Origin of the sequence: Burkholderia cepacia, from assembly GCF_029962485.1 — a bacterium.
Taxonomy (GTDB): Bacteria; Pseudomonadota; Gammaproteobacteria; order Burkholderiales; family Burkholderiaceae; genus Burkholderia.
On the sequence record NZ_CP073638.1, the window covers coordinates 3,163,610 to 3,182,530 of the forward strand.

The following is an 18,921-nucleotide window of genomic DNA, read 5'->3' on the forward strand; positions in this document are numbered from 1 at the left end:
TAAATTTATGGATACGAGTAAATCTCAGAATAGAAAATTCAATAGCAAGGATTCTATTCTGGAGCGTGTAAACAAAGAATTTGACAAGGAGATTCGTCGCAATTCAGAGTGGACGATTCGCGAAAAATTTTCTGCGGCGGCGCACATACTGGCCGCTGAAGGTCATAGTCCTGGGCTGGCGGGGCAGATAACAGCCCGAATTGACAATCAACAATTCTTGACGCTCCCTGTTAGCCTTGGATTTGACGAAGCCGCGACATCAAATTTAATCGTGATTGACGATGACCTTCATGTAATTGAAGGGAATGGAATGGCGAATGAGGCGGTGCGTTTCCATTTGTGGATTTATGATGCGCGACCGGATGTTTGTGCAATCGTACACACCCACGCACCGGCGACCTCCGCGCTAGCAATGATAGGGCAACCTCTGACAATTGCTCATATGGATATGACGATGTTCCAGGATCAATGTGCCTATCTATCGGACTGGCCTGGATTGCCGATTAGCGATGACGAGGGGGTCATTATCTCGCAGGCGCTCGGAGACAAAAAGAGCATTCTACTGGCCAATCATGGGCTACTCACTGTTGGTGCGAGCATTGAAGAGGCAACCTACCTGGCATTTTTCTTCGAGCGCGCAGCAGCAATGCAGCTTTCGGCTCTTGCGTCGGGTGCAATTTGCGCTGTTGATCCTGATAAGGCGCGAGAGGCAGGGGCATTTTTGATGAAGCGTGTGATTGTTGAGCAAACATTTGATTATTGGGCGCGGAAATACAGTTCGATTTCTGTCGATAAATAACCGAGGTAAATAAAGTTCCGCTCCGGATTTAGTTGGAAAGTTTCAGATCTTTGGGGTGGTCCAATCGTCTTGGGCGGCGTGCTGGCCGGCGAAATCTGCCGGCGTCGTCTATTGCGGCGTCGCATGAGGGGGGCGATGTTGTTAGTCAAGCGTTAGGGGTTGATTTGGGTTGATAAATCGTGCCGTCGCGCAGCATGGCGAACAGAACGTCGCAGCGTCACCGTGCAAGTGGTGAGGGTTTGGTTGTGACGCTTGCCTTGCTGGATCTTGCGCGAGTAATAGGCCCGCGAGACTGGGTCTCGTAAGGCTGCGAAGGCCGAGCGGAACAAGGCTCGCTTGAGTACCTTGTTGCCCCGTCTGGATAGGTGCTCGCCACGGATCGACGAGCCTGAGCGCCTGATGACCGGCGCGAGGCGAGCGTAGGCCGCCAGATGGGCGGCCGAAGCGAGGGTTTTGTGGGCAACTTCGGTCAGGCGTCTGGCTGCGGTCCTGACGCCGACTTCCGGCATGCTGGTCAGGACCGGCCAAAGAGGGTGAGCAAGCACCAGTCGTTCAACCTCGGCTGCGACCTCGTCGCGTTGCCGACGCAAGGCCGCAAGTTGCTGGGTCAAACGGGGCATGACGATGGTGGCGGCTTGCGTGCCGGGCACGGTCACGGCTTGTTCGCCCAGCGCCTGAACGATCTTGGCCGCTAAGCCTTTGCCCATGCGGGGAGCGAGCCTGGTCAGGCGATTGGCGAGCGTCTTCTCGCTGGTGCCGGCAAGCGCGGCGGGCGACGGATAGCGCTCAAGCAGATCGAGTAACGCTGGACGGTCAAGGCGCGGTCCGAGAACACGCTCGAGCGCAAGGATGAATCTGAGTAAGCCGGCCGTTATTACGGTTACCGGTTTGAGTGACCTGAGCGGCGAGATCATCATCGAAGCCGCACAGCACGGTGAGCTCGGCGAGGTGCTCGTCGGCCAATCGAAGCGAGCGCAGCGTATGCGGCATCGAGCTGGCGGCTTCGGCAATGATCGCGGCATTGCGGGCACCGGTCTTGACTTCACCGGTATGCAGATCGGTAATGCGGCGCGTGGCCAGTCCGGGCAGATAGGTGACGAGTATGCCTTCAGCGCGGGCGACGGCCACTGGAAGCGCGTCGATGGTGGACGGCTGGTCGACGACGAACTGGAGTCGACCATGAGTCTTGAGTTCGACGATGAGGACACGCCGCTTGGCCATCGCGTTCGAGCATTGCAGCGAGAAGCATCCCTGTAGCGCGCTGAAATATCGCTTGCCTTGCGAATTCCAGCGCCCGATGGATTCAGCAACCTTAGTGTGATGCCGTGTCCGGAGCTACAGGGGCAACGCCAATCGAGCCGTGGGCGTTCATCGCAAACCCAACTTCCGAATTCCCCAAAGAGAGGCGAAACTCAGCGTTGCAGCGGCAACAAGGTAGAAACTTGGCGCCAACTGATTGCCAGTGACGCCTATTAGCCAAGTAATAATGAACGGTGCGAATCCGCCGAATATTGTGACCGACAAGTTATATCCGATCGACATACCCGTAGTGCGCGTCTGCGTGGAGAAGAGCTCGCTTAGCAATGCAGGTAAAACACCAAAGTAAGCACTGATCAAGACGCCGAAGAAGATTTGAGCTGCAACAAGTGTCTCGATTCCAGGATGGCGATGAAGTACGTGGAATAGGGGGTATGAGAATATGAGAAAAATCCCGGCCGCAGTCAACATGATTCCAGTTCTTCCGAATCGATCTGAAAGGTGGCCAAAAATTGGAGCCGCGATCATCTGAATGACGCCCGTCATAATCGTTGCCGCAAATGCGGCGGATGCTGGAATGCCCAATTGTTTGATCGCATACGTGGGCATATATACGATGAGATAAGAGGATACGGTGCCGACCACGACAGCTCCGACGGCAAGCAAAAGGCGTTGCTTCTGAGTAGCGAACGTATCTGCCAATGGTGTCTGCGTCGTCTCCGAGGTCAGGAACTCGGGTGTTTCGTTAATGCTGGTCCGTATGTAATATGCAACAGGTCCAATCAGAAGGCCAAAGAAGAATGGAATTCTCCACCCCCAATTGAGTACTTGTTCTGGTGTCAGGGAGGTCGTGAGAATTGTGCCGGCTAACGCGGCGAGCAATGTTGTGAGACCTTGGCTTGCTGCTTGCCAGCTTGAATAAAACCCTCTCCGATGACCTCCATGCTCGGCGAGAAATGCGGTTGCGCTACCGAATTCCCCTCCTGCAGAGAAGCCTTGAATCATCCGTGCGATAACTATACCTATCGGGGCGAGCACTCCAATTGACTGATAAGTTGGCATTATTGCAATCAATAGCGTCCCTACCATCATCAAAAGAATCGATAAAGTTAGCGCCGCCTTTCGGCCAACTCGGTCTGCATACACCCCTAGTACGACTGCGCCGAGTGGTCTCATAAAGAACGAAACACCAAACGTCCCGAGTGTAAGTAGAAGGGAAACAGTATCGCTTCCTGACGGGAAAAATAACTTCGAAATAGTGACCGCAAAGAAGGCATAAATCACCAGGTCGAACCATTCCAGTGCGTTTCCGATGGATGCTGCCGCGATGACTCGCCACGCATGGGGCGAAGCCGGTCTGGCCTCCTGTGAAACTATCGTTGTGCTGACCATCATTCACCTTGTTCGGACTTGTCGTGCGCATACAACAAGTCATTTAATAGTATTGGAGCCACATCAGAGGACGCCGATGCGCCACCGTCTCGTGGACCGATGCTATAGAATCAAAACGATGCCTGATAGACAAAATTTTTGCCGATCTGATCAGCTTTTGTTATCACCAAGATGGAGTCGGTACGTTGAAACCTCAACAGTTGAAGACGTTCGTTGCAATTGCCGAGCATGGAAGCGTTCGTTCTGCGGCTAGGGCGTTGTTTGTGTCCCAACCGGCCGTGACACGCACCTTGCGAGAGCTCGAACACGACCTCGGTATTCCGCTGGTACGACGAAGCGTGGCCGGAGTGGAGTTGACCGATGCCGGGCGTGTATTCCAAGTCCGGGCACAATTGCTTCTGGAGGAGATGCGTCGGGCAAGGGAGGAGATGACCTACATGAAAGTTGGTGGCCACGGACATGTCGCAGTCGCCATCACGTCAACGGTCGGCGTGAGTATCTTGCCATCGGCCCTTGAACAGTTCATGGCCAGGATGCCCCAGGCGCGCCTTAGTGTGACCGAAGATGCAGGCACCGTAGCATTGACGAAGCTCCAGAACGGTACGCTCGATTTTGTGGTGACGCATACGATTCCAAGCGACACGTCGGACGAGTTTCAACGACAACCGCTATTTCTCATGCAGTTGGTCGCAGCCGCACGGCCTGCCCATCCGCTTTCGACGGCTACATCTCTCAAGCAATTACAAGATCAGACGTGGTCGGTTCCATCACTCGCAGGCGGATACTTTCGACGCATCTTCGAAGCGGAGGGATTCGACGTTCCCACGAAAGTCATCGAGTGCGAATCATTCGCGGTAGCTGCGCATTTGCTCCGTAAGATAGATATATTGGGGCTATTCTCGACGACATTGTTCGAACATGAACTTGCCCCTAGAGGTGCATGTGCTCTCCCATTGCAAAAAAAACTTCCTCCGATAGAAGTGTGTATCGTCACACGCCGGAATAGCTACCTAACTCCGACGGCAGAGTATTTCAAGGAATGCCTGCAAACGAGTCCGTTTCCTGAGGGCATTATTCCGCTTCCGGAATAAGCGCAGCCAAAAAAATATTCGCAAACCTTGGGTCGACGAAGGCGTGACCGCTATTGTTGTCTCGCCAACCATCCCGGAAAAGCATCATGTACACGCAGGCCGTACTGTAGTGCGGCCGGCGTGTACATGATCTCTTTGACGTGCATTTCCAGCACGCTTTGATCCCGCGCAATCGGCTCGTAGCGGCGACAGTTGCACCAACGCGCAGGTCTGCCACTGGCTTGCGCCAATACGTTGCATCAAGTTCGTGACCTGTTCACGGCGCAGAGGCGGCTTGAAAACTTCTTTGAGCGCACGTCGTTCTTGCAGCGTGCTCTTGTCCAACGATAGATCGGTTAAGAGTCGCCTGAGCGTTGCATTCTCCTCCTCATGCCGCTTTAGCCGCGTAGCTTCGAGGGCGACAGCCCGCCGTACTTCATCTGCCAATTGTAGAGCGTCGTGTTGCCGTTCCTCAGCTTGGGGAAGACCTCTGCGACAGGCGTGTCCAGCTCGGCCTTTCTCAACGCATATGTGATCCGCTCCTCAGTGAACTTGCCCTTCTTCGCGGTATGACCTCCAGGTCTTGATGACACTTTCATGCCAGAACTTTCCGCTTTCGATTGGGGTGGTTCCATGTAATGGGGGCGGATGGAATGAGAGCGAAGAATCTGAATTGTCAGATGGAATTTTGTGATCGAAACGTCCACTATTTGAGTGGCAGATACATCGTCTTAAAGGAGCCTTTTTGGGACGAGGTCGATGAATCTGTGCACTTAAATCGTTTAAATTGATGGCGAAATGAAGATGAAAAAAATCTCGATGGTGATCGGTGTTGCTGGTGCACTTCTCGGTGCGATGAGTGGGGCGCAGGCTGATTCTGTGCAGAAGAAAATCACGCTGACGGCGACGATCAACGACGCCATGTTCGTGTCGAAACCCGATGGCTCGACCTGGTATGGCACGGAAGCTCTCGATCCGAGCGACTACACGCAGGCGAAATTCTCGAAGAAGCTGCCGATTCGCGTGTGGACGAAGAACCCGGATTTCAACGTCTCGCTGGCGCAACCGCTGAAGTTGTCGAACGGCCGGTATGAAATGGCGAATGCGACGGTCGTGATGGGGGGGGGGGCGGGAGACTCGGAAGTAAAGTTCGGCTCTGTTCAGACGATCACGCAGGCGGTTGTCGGCAACGGCGGGTACGACGAGATCCACGACGTAACGATCAACGTCGACGCTCCGGAGCAGGTTGGCGACGTGAGCACGAACGGTAGCTACAGTGGCGATTTGGTGATGGTGTTCGAGCCGGTCGCGGCTTCTGGTGGCAACTAAATCGGTATTTCGTGCGGGAACTCGGTTCATTGCGGGGCTCCCGCTCCTCCGTGTCGGGTGTTGAAAGGAGGATTTATTATTAAGTTATATTAATTAAATAAATTGGCGTGTCCATCGATCAAGTACCTTTTCGAGTTCAAAGACTATGGCTGGCCGTGAGCCTTCTTTTTTCCGGTGGCACATTTGCACAGCTGAATGTGTCGTACGGGGTTCCCGAGGGTTTCAGTGCGGCCGAATTGGATGATGGCGCAAGCTATGTTGCCACCTTCAATGGCGGAACCCTTCCGAGTTTTGTCAGTTACTTGCCTGCGACCGGTGGACTCACGTTTGATGAAGAAAAGTATCAGAAAAATGGCGTCTCGGCAGAAGATGTAGCGACTCTGAAGCGTATCGTTTCGCAACTGGACTATAAGCGCTGCCGAAACGGCTGCGATGTCGAGATCGACGGTTATTTCGTGAGTGTCGACAAACTTAAGCGATCGATCTCGATTCGAGATTCGCGTGAGGATTATATTGCGCCGCCGACGAGCCTGGGTATGGTTAACAACCAAGCCGTGGATTTGCGTGCTTCCTCGGACGGTTATCGCGCGGTAAACGTCAACGGCAGTACCTGGGTCGGCTTGCCGTCGCAGAGCTTTGGTTACGTGAGTTGGTATGCAGGTCACACCCGGTCTCGTCAATATCGCGGCAGCGCGCACGGGGTGTCGTCGTACTATCTGCAGAAGAACTTTGCGAACACGTATGTCCGCGCCGGCCGACAGAACAGCATCGATTATTCGTCTGGTTCAGTCAGCACGCTACTTTCGCCGAGTTTCGATCAGTTCGTGACCCTGGGCAGTCAGTCGCATTTGCAAGCTGGCAGCCATACTGGGTCGCTGATCCTGTACGCGATAGTGGATGGAAACTACGAACTCTATCGTGGCGGGCGCCTTGTGACGAAACGCCCGGCCGTGATTGGCCGCAACGAGATCAGTTTCGCCGATCTCCCGGGTGGCTACTACACGATTGAAGTGCGGCTCGTCGATCGAAGTGGGAACGTTGTCAGTAGCGAAACGCGTGAGATCAATAACCTCAATTTCGGGCTGGCCAGTGGCAATGCGTGGCATGTGACAGCTGGTAAGGAGATGTACGGTGGCGGGTATCTGCTTGAGGCCGCTCTAAGCCGGAACCTGCGGTTGTTCTATCTGAACACGTCGATACTGGCCGGGCAGGGCGGCAGGTGGGCCGCTGAAGCGAACGTCACTCGGCCCACGCAAATGGCAGGAGTCGAGGTCACGCCGACACTGGGTATCCTGGGCGGCGAATACAGCGCGGGCGCCTATGTGAATCTTGCGCTGGCGCACGCGACGTTCGGAGCGCTGTCGGTGAGTCGCTACCAGAACACGAATGTGTCGCGCCTCTATCGAGGCCAACCAAGCACGGCGGCATCGTACAGCCGGAGCATTCGCAAAGCGACTTTCGGCTACAACTACCAGCAATCGAACTTCGGTCGTTCCCATCAGGCCGAGGTGCGCTGGAACTATCGCCCGAATGGCCTGTGGGCCACGTTCGCGCTGGGCGTGCAGAAGGGAGGCTTCTCGCAGGGAAGCAGTGGCTATGGCGTGTACTTCAACATGACCATGGCGCTGGAGAAAGTGCAGGCGAACTTCGGTGCCGCGCACTCAGCCGGGCAGACACAGTTGAGCGCCGACGTGCGTAAGGATTGGCAGGACAGTTTTGGTACCTCGTCGATCGGGTTGAACGCCAACCGCGTGCGCAACGATTATGGAGTCAGTGTTTACGGCAGCCGTTCTGGCACGCGCGGTGATGCATCGCTGAACGTTGGCCGCTCAGGTACGGTCACCAACATTGACTTCAATTATCGAGGCATGGTGGCAGCGAGCAAGGATGGCGTCGCGCTCGGCCGCTATAGCTCTAGTGGCAGCGCCATGCTGTTGACCACACCGGCGATGGGCGGCATGAGATATGGATTCACTGTGGAAGGCAGTCCAGTAGCCGGTAACAGCACCTACGCCGTTCCTCTGAATGCCTACCGCGATGTATCGTTCGCACGTGTTTTTAGCAATAGTCAGGATCTCGACATGAATATCGAGGTTCCCGCCAACATCGTGCGCGCGCATCCAGGGCAGGTCTACTCGGCGAAGGCGCGTGTCGACATCAACATGATTTACAGCGGGTTCCTGACCGATGCTGGCGGTAAGCCACTCAGTGGGAAGATTGTCGAAACCGGCGATACGGTCTATCCGAACGGGCTGTTTTCGGTCGTCAGCAAGAAGCTGCTGTCGTCGATCACTGTCGAGCATGACGGACAGCACCGTCTATGCAACCTCAAACAGGCTCAAGGCAGCTACTACCGCTGTGACTGAAAGGTACTAACAATCATGAAGAAAATGATGCAAACAAAATGGACAATCGCGACTTTCATGTTGTGCGGGGCGCTGTTGGGCGCGAGTCAAGCCGTCAATGCGGAGGGCGAGCTGATGGTGCTGCCGGCCACAACGAAGGTGTTCAATACTCACGAGCAAAAGGTGACCGTGAAAAATAGAGGAGACGAGCCGCTTTATCTCAATATCTCCGTACAGAAGGTCACCAATCCCGGCCAAACTCCGGAAAAAAAAGTCGCATTGGGTGAACTCGAGCATCCCGGGGTGCTCGCAAGCCCGGACAAGCTGACGCTGGGGCCAGGCCAGACCCGTTCGATTGTGCTGAAGTCGCTGATGGAGCCCGGAAAAGAGGAGCTCTATCGGCTGTATGTCGTGCCGGTCAGGTCGCTGAAGGTCGACAGCGCGCCGCAGGACAAGATTACCGCTCCCATGTCGGTCGCGATCGGTTATGGGGTGCTGGTCCGACACATGCCTGCGCCGGGCAGGCAACGCGCGGGCTGGACGTATCGCTGCGAGGACGGCGGATTGACGCTGGAAAATACGGGGAACATTCGACAGGTCCTCACCGACGTGGTCTACGACAAGACGAAACCCGCGCAGACGCTGGCGGTGTTTCCCGGCACGCCACGGCATTTTTCGACGCGTAGCATGACGTTGCGTGTAGACGATATGACGAAGACGCTGACGTGTCCGTGATGAAGCGCGTGAGTTGGACGTTGGGCGCACTAACGGTGCTGTGCTGCTTCAGCAGTCATGCGGCGGGAATTCTGAAATTGTCGCACACCGAATTGACGCTGTCGCCGGACGAGCCCGCGAGCGAACTGTGGGCCGAGAACGTCGGCGACACGCCGCTGTATCTCGACATCAGCCAGCAGCGGGTGATCAATCCGGGACAAGTTCCGGAGCAGCGGGTGCCGGTCGAGGTGATTGAGCGGCCGGCGCTGCTGGTTCTGCCCCGGCGGCTGGTGCTCGCGCCAGGGCAGCGCTACCGGATGTCGCTCAAGGAGATTTCGGTGCCGAGACAGAGTGAGGTATGGCGGGTGACCTTCAGGCCAAGGGAGCGCGTCGCCGTCGACGCGAATCACGTGGAGGGCACGGCGGCGCCGTTATTCGTCAGTATTGGCTATGGCGTCGTTATTTACCAGAGGAATGGGCGAGGGCGATAACGCTTTCCGTTTGGATGGCGGATCATCCCCATGATTTTCGATGCCGCGGCGCAGGAAATTACTTTTTTAGATGTTTATTGGCATCGCCTAGTGCGGCATCAAGGAGTGAAAGAACTTTGCTTTTTGGAATTCAATGTGATAAGCGGTATCGATTGGCGATGTGGGTTATTCTTTTAGCATGCAAATGCGCGAGTGCTGGGGTGGCGCCCCGGATGGAGCCCGCAAGCCTTGTTAATGGATATGGTGGATGCTCATGGATGGACAATGGAGATGGAACGAGCAATTTCACTGTCTCGATAGATTATAAAAGGGAGCTTCCTAGCGCCGGGGAAACTCACATGCGAACGCGAGCTGTACTTGTATACACTTATAATGAAAATGGTGCTTTCTCTGAAGAAGGTCAGCCTGTCATTTCCGACGTTATATTCAATGGTATGCGTGCCTGGCTTACCGGCAGCGGCTTTCCTCTCCGTGGAACCGGCTACTACGGTGGCAAGTCTCCAAATTGGTGGGGTACGAAGGAACCCTTGGTCGCGACAGTAAGTGTGAGAATATCAAATAAAAAAATTGCCGATTGGCCCGCAATTGGTATTTTGGCTGCCCAGTATGGTGGTGGTAATCCTGGTGATTATTACGAAAAATCAGGTATGGCATATATTCGTGTCGGAGAGTCTCGGGGGGCATGCAGCATAGTCGCAAACCCGGATCTCCCCACGCCGCTGGATATCGCAGTAGACATGACGGCGCCGGACTGGAGTCTTGGCGAGTTATCGCGAGGGGAGTCGGAAAAAACATTCCCCGAGATATCGAATCAGCTTTGCTTCACCTACTCCGGGCGAGCGGTCAAAGGCAAGAAGTTTGTCATTGACGCGAGCAACGCCAACGGTATCGTCGCTAACCGGTACTTGCTCAAGAACGTGTCCGAGGCGACGCAGGTAATCCCGTATAGCGTAACACTGGACAGCGGCACATCGACGCTGTCTCTTCCAAACGCCTCAAATGCTGGGCTGTCGTTTGATAGTTCAGGAAAGACGTGCTTTGTACCGACATTTAAGACCAGCGTCGATGCCAAGGTGAAAGAGGGCGATTACATTGACGTGCTTGTATTCACCGTAGTGGTCAAACCCTAGGAACGGGCATGCGAAAGCAAACCATGAGGAAATGGCTGTGTGTCATCCTGATGCTACCAATTGTTGCGCACGCACAGAGAGTGATACTGACTGGCAAGATGAAGAGCGCGGTCACTGCCCATGTGACACGCCCCAACAACTTGTTCGTCACGAATGATGCGGGTGGGTGGTTCGATCAAGGGCTGGAGATGCAGCAACTTGGCGGCTGGGAGACGCCCTACGAGGTGCAGGCACGGTTGAAGATCGTGTCGAGCAGCGGAACCTTCCAGGTTTACCTGGATTCACCGCTGACGATCACGCATCAATCGACTCCCGAGTTGGCGTTTCGCACGCCGACGGTCAGGCTGGGTATCGAAGGCGGCGTATCCCGGCCGCTGCAGGTCGGATTGTCTACGGAATTCCAGAATCCGTCGGCGCCGGTCGAGGGAGTAGATTCGGTCGGGTATTACAACCTCGACATCTCGGCCTATCCTCCCGCGGGCGACTTCAAGAGCACGACCGGCACGTACAGTGGCGTGCTGTCGATAACGTTCGAGCCGGTGATCACGGCGCCTTGACTACCGGTGCTTCGTCCAGCGCCCACTGCGTGAACAGAGTTACCACCGAACGCGTCGGCGTGGGAAACCATTTGAGGATATTTCGGCATGGAACGCATGTTATTTACGCTGTTGCGCATGTCTTGTGTGGCCGCCCTTGCTATACCCGTATCGGCAATCGCGGCAATCGACATAGTGCCAAAGGAGGTAGCGGTGCGGGGCGAGGTCACCTCGGTCGAGGTGATCAACAACGGCGATCGCAACGAATACGTCAAGATCTCGTTGTCGCGCCTGCTGAACCCCGGCGTACCCTTGGACCGGGAGCGTCTCGAGCCGATTGGTGAGATCGCGCAGCCGTCACTTTATGCTTATCCGTTCAGGATGAGCCTGGCACCTGGGCAGACGAAGACGCTCGTGCTCAAGGCTTTACATCCGATCGAGACGGAGATCGTCTACCGACTCGACGTGAAACCGGTGGTCAAGGTGCTCGATGGCGGTCGTACTAGACCAGCGGCCAGCGTGGTCGCCAACCTCGCTTTCAGCGGGATCGTTCGGCAACTGCCGGCGAAACCTCGTAGGGAACTCACTGTTTCGTGCGAGGGGTCCGGCGCGCTCTTGACGGCAACGGGAAATGTCCACTATCGGGTGGAGGGGGCCAAAGCAGACGGTCAGAAGCTCGATGATTTTAACGTCTATCCCGGTGTCCCGATTCCGGTGCAGGGGCGTGTTGTGGCAGTTCCTGGCTATCCCGCTTGTAGTGGGGCTACACCGGTCAATTCACTATAAGTTGTGAACAATAGTTTGGGGGCGATTTGTATTCTCATCGGGTATTCAAGTTGCGTTGATCTGAAGACCTGCGTCATCGACACTCGAATCCCCCGTATTCCATTACGTTTAAAAGCAGTTCGGAAATTATCGTGGAAAATTTCACGTCGCGCTTATGCTTTTCTGCGGATACCAAAGTTAAAAGCCCCGTTGGTGGAGAAGCCATCAGGCTCGGAGTATTGCCGACATGCCCCACTGCGACTCATAAACGATTTTGTACAGATCAGCGTCGCGCTTGACGCCAAGTTTTTGCATTGCCTTGATCTTTTGCGCACTGATCGTTTGCTTCGTCCGATTGAGGTGGGCAGCGATGTCGCTGACCGACATGCCAGATACATAGAGCCGCAACACCTCGGTTTCGCTCTTCGTGAGGTCGAGGTGTTTGCGACCGCTCCGCCGTTCGGGCTCCGCGTGTGTCACGCTGGGCGACAGATAGACAGCGTTGGAAAGTATCGTGTAGATCGCCGAAATAAGATGCCCAATATCGTCGGCTTTATTGACGATCGCGTTGACTCCGAGCTTGAGAAGCTTGTTGGTCAGGTTCACGCCGTCGAGTCCGGTGAAGACAATGATCGGTAGATCGGGGAAGTGAGCACGCAGATACGTCAGCATGGAGAGACCATCATTGAATTTACCGTCCGGCATCGCGAAATCGGTGAGCAACAGGTTACATGGATGTTGCGACAGCAATTCGACGATCTCGGTGGAATTGTAGGCAACGCCGACGATATGGATCGACCTGAGTTCGCGTAATGCAGATTTGATACCAGCGACGATCGCCGGATGATCGTCAGCAATGACAACATTGATTGTAGTGTTGGCCAGCATGGGAACCTTCCTCGCATCTGAATTCTGATTTGACTTCTCAGAATGTAGCGAGGTGATAGGGTCAAGTGTGGCTGACGTGTCCGATTTTTCGGATTATTAAGTAGGACATGTCCTATGTATGTCACGCTCAGAATGTTCGAGGGGGTGTTCAGTATCTCGAACGATAGAACGCATCGAAGGACGATGCCTGGGCGCAGTCGGACCGACGATTCCGAAAGCCGTCAGCGACTGTACTCCTGCGCGGTCGCGGTCAATCCCGTTTCATAAGCATACTGAAACAGATCCGCGTCACGCGTGATACCGAGCTTTTTCATCGCCCGAACCTTTTGCGCGCTGACCGTCTGCTTTGCGCGATTCAGTTGCGAGGCGATCTCGCCAATCGACATGCCGGATGTATACAGGCGAATGACTTCGGCCTCGCGAGGCGTCAATGGCTGCGTTGCACGAGGTACTAGCGCAGGAGAGCGCGTTCTCTCGACCACGCTTGGAGAAAAGTAAGTCGCACCCGCATACACCGCATGAACAGCGGCGATCAGATGATTTACGTCGTCGAGTTTGCTGAGCACGCCGCGCACGCCGCTTTTGGCTATTTCTTGCAGCACGGCGGGATTGTCGATAGTTGTCAGCACGATGATCTTGAACTCTGGCCACGTACGTCGCAGGTATTGCAGCAGCGGAAGCCCGTCGACAAACGCACCCCCTGGCATTGCGTAATCTGTGAGCAACACATCGCAGGGTGTTCGAGGCAGAAGTGCAATGAGTTCGTCGGTGCGGGTGGCTGTTCCGACGATCTCGATCGTCGGGGCGCGCTCCAGTTCATGACGAACGCCGGACAGGACCGTTGGGTGATCGTCCGACAGAATCAGGCGGATTTTCATGGGGGCGTGGCCGCGGGCAGCGGATCCTGGGGCATTGATGGAATAAGACCGCTAGTTTAACCGAGTCGATGCACCTGAATGCATGCGTTGTCGGGTCGCCATTCGTCGGCATCGAGCGTTAGCGATACACTTCGTTTACCTGAACAACGCTCTCCCTGAATACCTATGCCTGTTCTCAGTCAGACGCTGGACGAACTGCGCCGCTACCATCGGCTGTTGATGGCCGGCGCACGCTGGGCGGCAGTCCTGGGAATCCTGATCGCGTTGCTTGCCGAGGTGGTAGTGCTGGTTCGGACCTATGTGTCAGATCAGCGCCAGATGTTTACCGTCGCGCATCGTCTGGTACGGGGGCGTATCGTTGAGAACGAGCATTCGTTCCTGAACGGTCTGGTTCGCGCCGAATTGTCGTGGGACGACGAACGCGCGATTCCGCGTAGCCTGATCGAACGCTTTCGGACAAACTCTAATCTGCTCTACTGGAAGCCATTCCCGACCGAAAGCTTGGAACTAGCTATTGCCGGCGCGCCGGGCGTTTCGCTCGATGATGCGACGATCGAACGATATCTTCAGTTCGCCTCGCAGATCGGGCGAGCAAACGTTGCGACTTCGAAAGTGCTTGGGCGGCAGGTGACACAGTTCTTCTTCAGTCCTGATAGGCGGATCGTTTCGATCCTGCCGTCGTCTGCGATTTTTTATCCCGAACGCCTGAAAGACGACACTGGGCGTGCCGCCTTTATAAACGAACTTGCGAACGGCGCCGTGCATTTGGCGGACGAGACGAGCGCGCACGCATCGTGCGGACCAAAAAACGTGCACTGGTCGTCGAGTCTGTACTTGCTACCGGATGGCGCCCGCAAGCTTCGGCTCGCCGCGCCTGTGATGCTGAACGACCGTGCGGTTGCTGTTCTCGTCGACGAAGTCGATCCGGATGATTTGATCTGGCCGGTCGCGAGCGGTGGATATGGAGGCGTGTTCGCAATCGTCGATGATGCCGGTGAGATCCTTGCTACAGCTGCGCATTTCGGGCCCGGCAACCCACTGCGGGAACTCGTGACTCGCTGGAGGCGTACGCATTCGGTCGACGCGGTTGAGCCGGGCGAACAGTACTACGGCAATCGTATGATTATTTCGCAGCGACTGTGCGGGACGGGGTACACACTGATCTACACGTATTCGTGGCGGGACATCGCAGCGGCGGTCTGTGGCAAGGGGCTGGCGGCGGCGATCGTGCTTGCATCGGTGCTCGTGGCGATCTGGTTTTTGCTCTATCTGTTGAATCGCCGCGTATTTCTTCCGATGTACGCCCGTTCCGAGCAGGTGTTCGAGAGCGAGCGCTTGAGCCGTACCGTCATCGAGACGGTGCCGGTCGGCATTGGTCTTGTATCGACCGGCAGCGGTGAGTTGCTGTACGGCGGCTCGTCGCTGGCGACGCTAACGGAGCTGGTCGATGGCGGCACGCCGCGCCTGCTCACTGAGCTGACGACACGCTACGCACGAATCCGGTCGCGGCAACCTGCCGCACCGGATGCGCAGGTGTTCCAGGAGGACGTCTCGCTTCCCACCCGCGATGGTGACGAGATTGCATTGCAGGCCCGCTTCGCGCTGGGCCGCTACCTTGGCGAGGATGTATTGGTGACGGCATTTGTCGACGTGACCACGAGCCAGCGGCTCGCGCAGCAGCTGCGTGACGCGAAGCTTGCAGCCGACCAAGCGAACGCCGCGAAGTCCACGTTTCTAGCTGCGATGAGCCATGAAATCCGTACCCCGCTGAATGCGATCCTCGGTAATCTCGAGCTGCTCGCGCATTCGCCGATGAATGCGCTGCAGCGGGACCGCCTGCGCACGATCCGCGCGTCGTCGAATGGCCTGCTCGCCATCATTCAGGATGTGCTCGATTTCTCGAAGATCGAGGCGGGTGCGATGCAATTCGAACAGACAAAGTTCGCCCCCACTGACGTGATGACGCGCGCGCTGGCAATGTTCGCACCGGTCGCCGAGGCGAAGGGCATTGCGCTGTATGGCACGTTCGGGATCTCGATCGACCAGCCGATGCGGGGCGACCCGGCTCGACTTGCGCAGGTCGTGCAGAATCTGCTGTCGAACGCGATCAAGTTCACAGTCGAAGGCAAGGTAACGCTCGCCGTCGGATATGAAGCACCATCTGGTGATGCGCGAGTGGGCGGCACGTTGGTCATGAGCGTGTCGGATACCGGTATCGGTATCGATGCGGCGCAGCGTGAAAGATTGTTCAACGCGTTCACGCAGGCCGATTCGTCGATTTCACGACGATTCGGTGGAACGGGCCTTGGCCTTGCGCTGTGCCAGCGCCTTGTCGTTGGTATGAACGGCACGATCGGGTTTGAAGGCGAAGCCGGCAACGGAAGTCGCTTTACGGTGCGCGTGCCACTCGATCGCACCGGCGTGCCTGTCGTACCTGATGCGCGAATTTTTGCAGGACAGCGTGTGACGCTGCTGGCTGCCGCCGACGAATGGCACGCGTATGCGGTACCGGTGATCGAGGTGTGGGGTGCCGTGGTCGAAGCGGTTCGTCATCCCGATGAGATGGCTGAAGGGGGCGCGGGCGCGCTGATCATTTGCGGCGATCGCGGCAGTTGGTCGGCGGAGAGCGAGAACCGGGTCGTCGAGGACAGTGCCGCGGTCGTCATTTGCAGTTTCAGCGGCCCGTTGCAGCCGGTGCGTGTAGGCCGCGTGCTGTCCGTGTCGTGCTATTCGCCGGCGGGATTGCGCACCGCGCTCGAACATCTGCTAAACGGCAAGCCGCTCGCTGTGATCGACGGCGCGCACGCGACTGGTACCGCGAACTGCGATGACGCACCGGCGCAACGGCTCGGATTGCGCATCCTCGTCGCGGAAGACAATGAGGTCAACCGTCACCTGCTCGACGAGCAATTGACCTTGCTTGGCTGTAAGGCCCGGCTTGTGACGGACGGTGTCGACGCGCTGCAGGCGCTGTCGGATGAAACCTTCGACCTCGTGCTAACCGACCTCAACATGCCCCGCATGGATGGCTATGTACTCGCACGGATTATGCGCGCGCGCTGGCCGAACACGCCGATCGTCGCGGTGACTGCTGACGCGACGGTCGACGAGCGGCAGCGTTGCGCTGAGCTCGGCGTGCATGCCGTGGCGTCGAAACCGCTGTCACTCGACGGTCTGGCGCGCGTGCTGTCGCTAGCAATGGACGGAGTTGAACATGGGGCCAGCGATGACGGTGACGGCGCATTGGTCGGCGGTCATCCAATGTCGCCGGCACTCGTCGCCACGTTCCGCGAGTCGTTCGCGAAATCGCGCGAGGTGCTGAAGGCTGCCTTGGCGCGCGGCGACGAGCGGGCGATGCTGGCGGAGCTGCATTCGTTAAAGGGCGCGCTGGGCATCTTTCAGCAACGTGATCTCGGGCAGCAATGTGGGGCGCTCGAACAGCGTATCAAATCAGCAGGGCTCGGACAGGCGAGAGCGGAATGGCGGGCGTTCGACGATGTGCTGGCGGCGTTTCTGGCGGACGATTCGCATTGACGGACGAGGGCGGCGATTGGGACGAGCGACATGCCCATTCATGAACGGCGCTGGACCCTGTTTAATCTCCGCATAGTCTGCGTAACTTTAGTGCCGGTCGTGCAGAGGTGGGGCATCTTTAGTACCAGACGGCGGGAAAAGGCAACTTTGGTTCGAGATCCCCTTGGGTATTGGTTTTCCGCGCCCCACCAATCGATCCGCACATCGAGAATGCGCTGACGTAGGTTTGTCGGCACCCGAGGCATGGCTGCAATCCCCGACACTTAGGTGATTGATAGCTCAGCAGAAAGCGCATGGACCGTGGCGAGACATCATCGCGATCGATGGTGACGACCTAGTACATTGGTTGGAAATGTGTCCTGCTGTTGCACAATGGTTAGCAGTTAAAATTGGCTGCAGACCAGCTGGATTGCGAAACCTTGAAGAGGTTTGGTCGGAATGGACCGGAGCCACCGCGATACCCTTTAACCCGGATGTGCTTCTAACTAGTCGGGACGAAGATCAAGCCGTAGTACTCAAATGGTTGCGAGAACCCCCTAAGCTTTTGTCTCTGCAGGCTGACGATCCTGAGGAAGCAATGGCCTTCCTATATGCCGCGATCAGCCCATTGCCTGATCGGCACCGGTTGTGGCATTGGGGACGATGCGTCGTCGTCGCCAATACCGACGCAGCTAGTCTTGGGAGTGCGTCCGAAAGTTTCGCAAAATACCTGTAGGCGGCTGCGGGCGCGTCCGAGGGAGGGAAGTCGAACTTGCGAGACGCTTGGAATGCTTGCCACATCGAAGCTTCTTCTTGGGGGTGAAGGTGTAGGGCCTGGACGATTTTTCTGACTAGGTCCTTGTCCTTGGGTAGTTTTGCCCCACGCTCCAGTTGGGAGATGTAGGATTGGCGCAGGCCGAGGCGATCGGCCAGCGGTCCCTGAGCAACGTCATACTCTGCGCGCAACTGCCGCAATGCAACAGAGAACGGACTCATTGCAACCTCGGGTAAATTTCCTTTGAGGAGGGTAGAAAATATTTTTCGAATTTCAAGAAAAATATTTAAAGAATAGAATTTAAGTAGGTGTTTTGAAATTTAAATCAGTGATTTGAGGTGATTTAAATTTAATTCTTATCCGTTGCGTGGGTGTGAGTGGGCGCGCGAGTCAACACCGCGCAACGCTGGCGCTAAGTACTTCTGACCTGAGGCGTTTCTTGTAGCCATTTGGCAAGTGAGTTCTCTTTTGTCCTAGAGGCAAGGAGAACTCGATGAAGAAGCGATTTACCGACGAGCGGATCATCCGGATCTTGCGCGAGGCCGAGAGCCGGGACGAGCCGGTGAAGGATCTGTGCAAGCGCCACAACATCTCGGAACAGACGTTCTATCGTTGGCGCAACAAGTTCGGCGGGATGGACGTGGCTGACGCGCGTCGGCTTAAGGAACTGGAATCGGAAAACGATCGGCTCAAGCGCCTGATCGCCGAGCAGATGCTGGTGATCGACGGCCTGAAGGAATTCAGCCGAAAAAAATGAGCACCCCGACGGGCCGGCGCGAAGCGCCGGAAGTCCTGACTCGGCGGGGCTCTCGCAACGCAAGGCATGTTGCTACCTGGGGCTGAGTCGCCGGGTGGCAACCTATACGCTCAAGCAACCGGAGAAGGATCGGAGCCTGGGCGAGCGACTGATTGCGGCCGCTCCGGAAGTGCCGCGCTTCGGCTACCGGTACGTTGACTTGTCGGACAACGACTAAGTTGGAGCCAGGCTGTTCGCTACAAGCGCGACGGTGAAGAGGCTGGAGGCTGCGTCGCCGAGCAG

General features: G+C 56.4%; 14 protein-coding genes and 3 pseudogenes. 11 read left to right on the top strand and 6 right to left on the bottom strand.

Annotated features, from left to right (window positions below; translation table 11 throughout):
- The first annotated feature begins 7 nt into the window (after positions 1–7).
- A complete protein-coding gene (locus tag KEC55_RS30670) occupies positions 8–799 on the top strand; it encodes an aldolase (protein ID WP_282508796.1) in 792 nt (263 codons plus the stop codon).
- 145 nt (positions 800–944) lie between these two features.
- On the opposite strand, the pseudogene KEC55_RS30675 reads toward KEC55_RS30670, so the two are convergent.
- Both KEC55_RS30675 and KEC55_RS30680 read right to left on the bottom strand, forming a co-directional pair.
- Positions 945–2,098, bottom strand: a pseudogene (locus KEC55_RS30675) (IS110 family transposase).
- A gap of 69 nt (positions 2,099–2,167) precedes the next feature.
- Entirely contained in the window at positions 2,168–3,448 is a 1,281-nt protein-coding gene (locus KEC55_RS30680; protein ID WP_282511472.1) for an MFS transporter, read from the bottom strand.
- Positions 3,449–3,633: 185 nt separating this feature from the next.
- On the opposite strand from KEC55_RS30680, the gene KEC55_RS30685 reads away from it, so the two are divergent.
- Positions 3,634–4,539: a LysR substrate-binding domain-containing protein gene (locus KEC55_RS30685; protein WP_282508797.1), complete on the top strand. Its 906-nt coding sequence runs from the start codon at positions 3,634–3,636 to the stop codon at positions 4,537–4,539.
- A 52-nt stretch (positions 4,540–4,591) separates the two neighbouring features.
- Here KEC55_RS30685 and KEC55_RS30690 read toward each other — a convergent pair.
- Positions 4,592–5,117: pseudogene (locus tag KEC55_RS30690) on the bottom strand (transposase); the annotation flags it as partial.
- Positions 5,118–5,316: 199 nt separating this feature from the next.
- Between KEC55_RS30690 and KEC55_RS30695 the strand changes: the two are divergent.
- The 7 genes from KEC55_RS30695 (at position 5,317) to KEC55_RS30725 (ending at position 11,849) form a co-directional block, all read left to right on the top strand.
- Entirely contained in the window at positions 5,317–5,847 is a 531-nt protein-coding gene (locus tag KEC55_RS30695; RefSeq protein ID WP_282508798.1) for a CS1 type fimbrial major subunit, read from the top strand.
- Between the two features lie 236 nt (positions 5,848–6,083).
- Positions 6,084–8,213 (top strand): TcfC E-set like domain-containing protein, encoded by a 2,130-nt coding sequence (locus KEC55_RS30700; protein WP_432626320.1) that lies wholly within the window; start codon positions 6,084–6,086, stop codon positions 8,211–8,213.
- 15 nt (positions 8,214–8,228) lie between these two features.
- The gene (locus KEC55_RS30705; RefSeq protein ID WP_432626305.1) at positions 8,229–8,927 is read left to right on the top strand and encodes a pilus assembly protein; all 699 of its coding nucleotides are present in this window, start codon (positions 8,229–8,231) and stop codon (positions 8,925–8,927) included.
- Positions 8,927–9,397: a hypothetical protein gene (locus KEC55_RS30710; RefSeq protein ID WP_282511476.1), complete on the top strand. Its 471-nt coding sequence runs from the start codon at positions 8,927–8,929 to the stop codon at positions 9,395–9,397. The genes KEC55_RS30705 and KEC55_RS30710 overlap by 1 nt, the downstream gene beginning before the upstream one ends.
- A gap of 338 nt (positions 9,398–9,735) precedes the next feature.
- On the top strand, positions 9,736–10,527 hold the full coding sequence (locus tag KEC55_RS30715) for a hypothetical protein (protein WP_282508800.1): 792 nt from the start codon (positions 9,736–9,738) through the stop codon (positions 10,525–10,527).
- A gap of 8 nt (positions 10,528–10,535) precedes the next feature.
- Positions 10,536–11,084 (top strand): hypothetical protein, encoded by a 549-nt coding sequence (locus KEC55_RS30720; protein WP_282508801.1) that lies wholly within the window; start codon positions 10,536–10,538, stop codon positions 11,082–11,084.
- A gap of 87 nt (positions 11,085–11,171) precedes the next feature.
- Positions 11,172–11,849 carry a hypothetical protein gene (locus tag KEC55_RS30725; protein WP_282508802.1) on the top strand — a complete coding sequence of 226 codons (678 nt, stop codon included), beginning with the start codon at positions 11,172–11,174 and terminating at the stop codon, positions 11,847–11,849.
- A gap of 204 nt (positions 11,850–12,053) precedes the next feature.
- Here the strand turns inward: KEC55_RS30725 and KEC55_RS30730 are convergent, their stop codons facing one another.
- Positions 12,054–12,716, bottom strand: a complete 663-nt coding sequence (locus KEC55_RS30730; protein WP_282508803.1) for a response regulator transcription factor — start codon at positions 12,714–12,716, stop codon at positions 12,054–12,056.
- A gap of 221 nt (positions 12,717–12,937) precedes the next feature.
- Positions 12,938–13,594 (bottom strand): response regulator transcription factor, encoded by a 657-nt coding sequence (locus KEC55_RS30735; protein WP_282508804.1) that lies wholly within the window; start codon positions 13,592–13,594, stop codon positions 12,938–12,940.
- 165 nt (positions 13,595–13,759) lie between these two features.
- On the opposite strand from KEC55_RS30735, the gene KEC55_RS30740 reads away from it, so the two are divergent.
- Complete coding sequence (locus KEC55_RS30740; RefSeq protein ID WP_282508805.1) at positions 13,760–17,128, top strand: hybrid sensor histidine kinase/response regulator; 3,369 nt, start codon at positions 13,760–13,762, stop codon at positions 17,126–17,128.
- A gap of 501 nt (positions 17,129–17,629) precedes the next feature.
- On the opposite strand, the gene KEC55_RS35160 is transcribed toward KEC55_RS30740, so the two are convergent.
- On the bottom strand, positions 17,630–18,103 hold the full coding sequence (locus KEC55_RS35160) for a helix-turn-helix domain-containing protein (protein ID WP_432626306.1): 474 nt from the start codon (positions 18,101–18,103) through the stop codon (positions 17,630–17,632).
- A 272-nt stretch (positions 18,104–18,375) separates the two neighbouring features.
- Here KEC55_RS35160 and KEC55_RS30745 point away from each other — a divergent pair.
- Positions 18,376–18,835 (top strand): annotated as a pseudogene (locus KEC55_RS30745) (transposase); the annotation flags it as partial.
- Positions 18,836–18,921 lie beyond the last annotated feature (86 nt).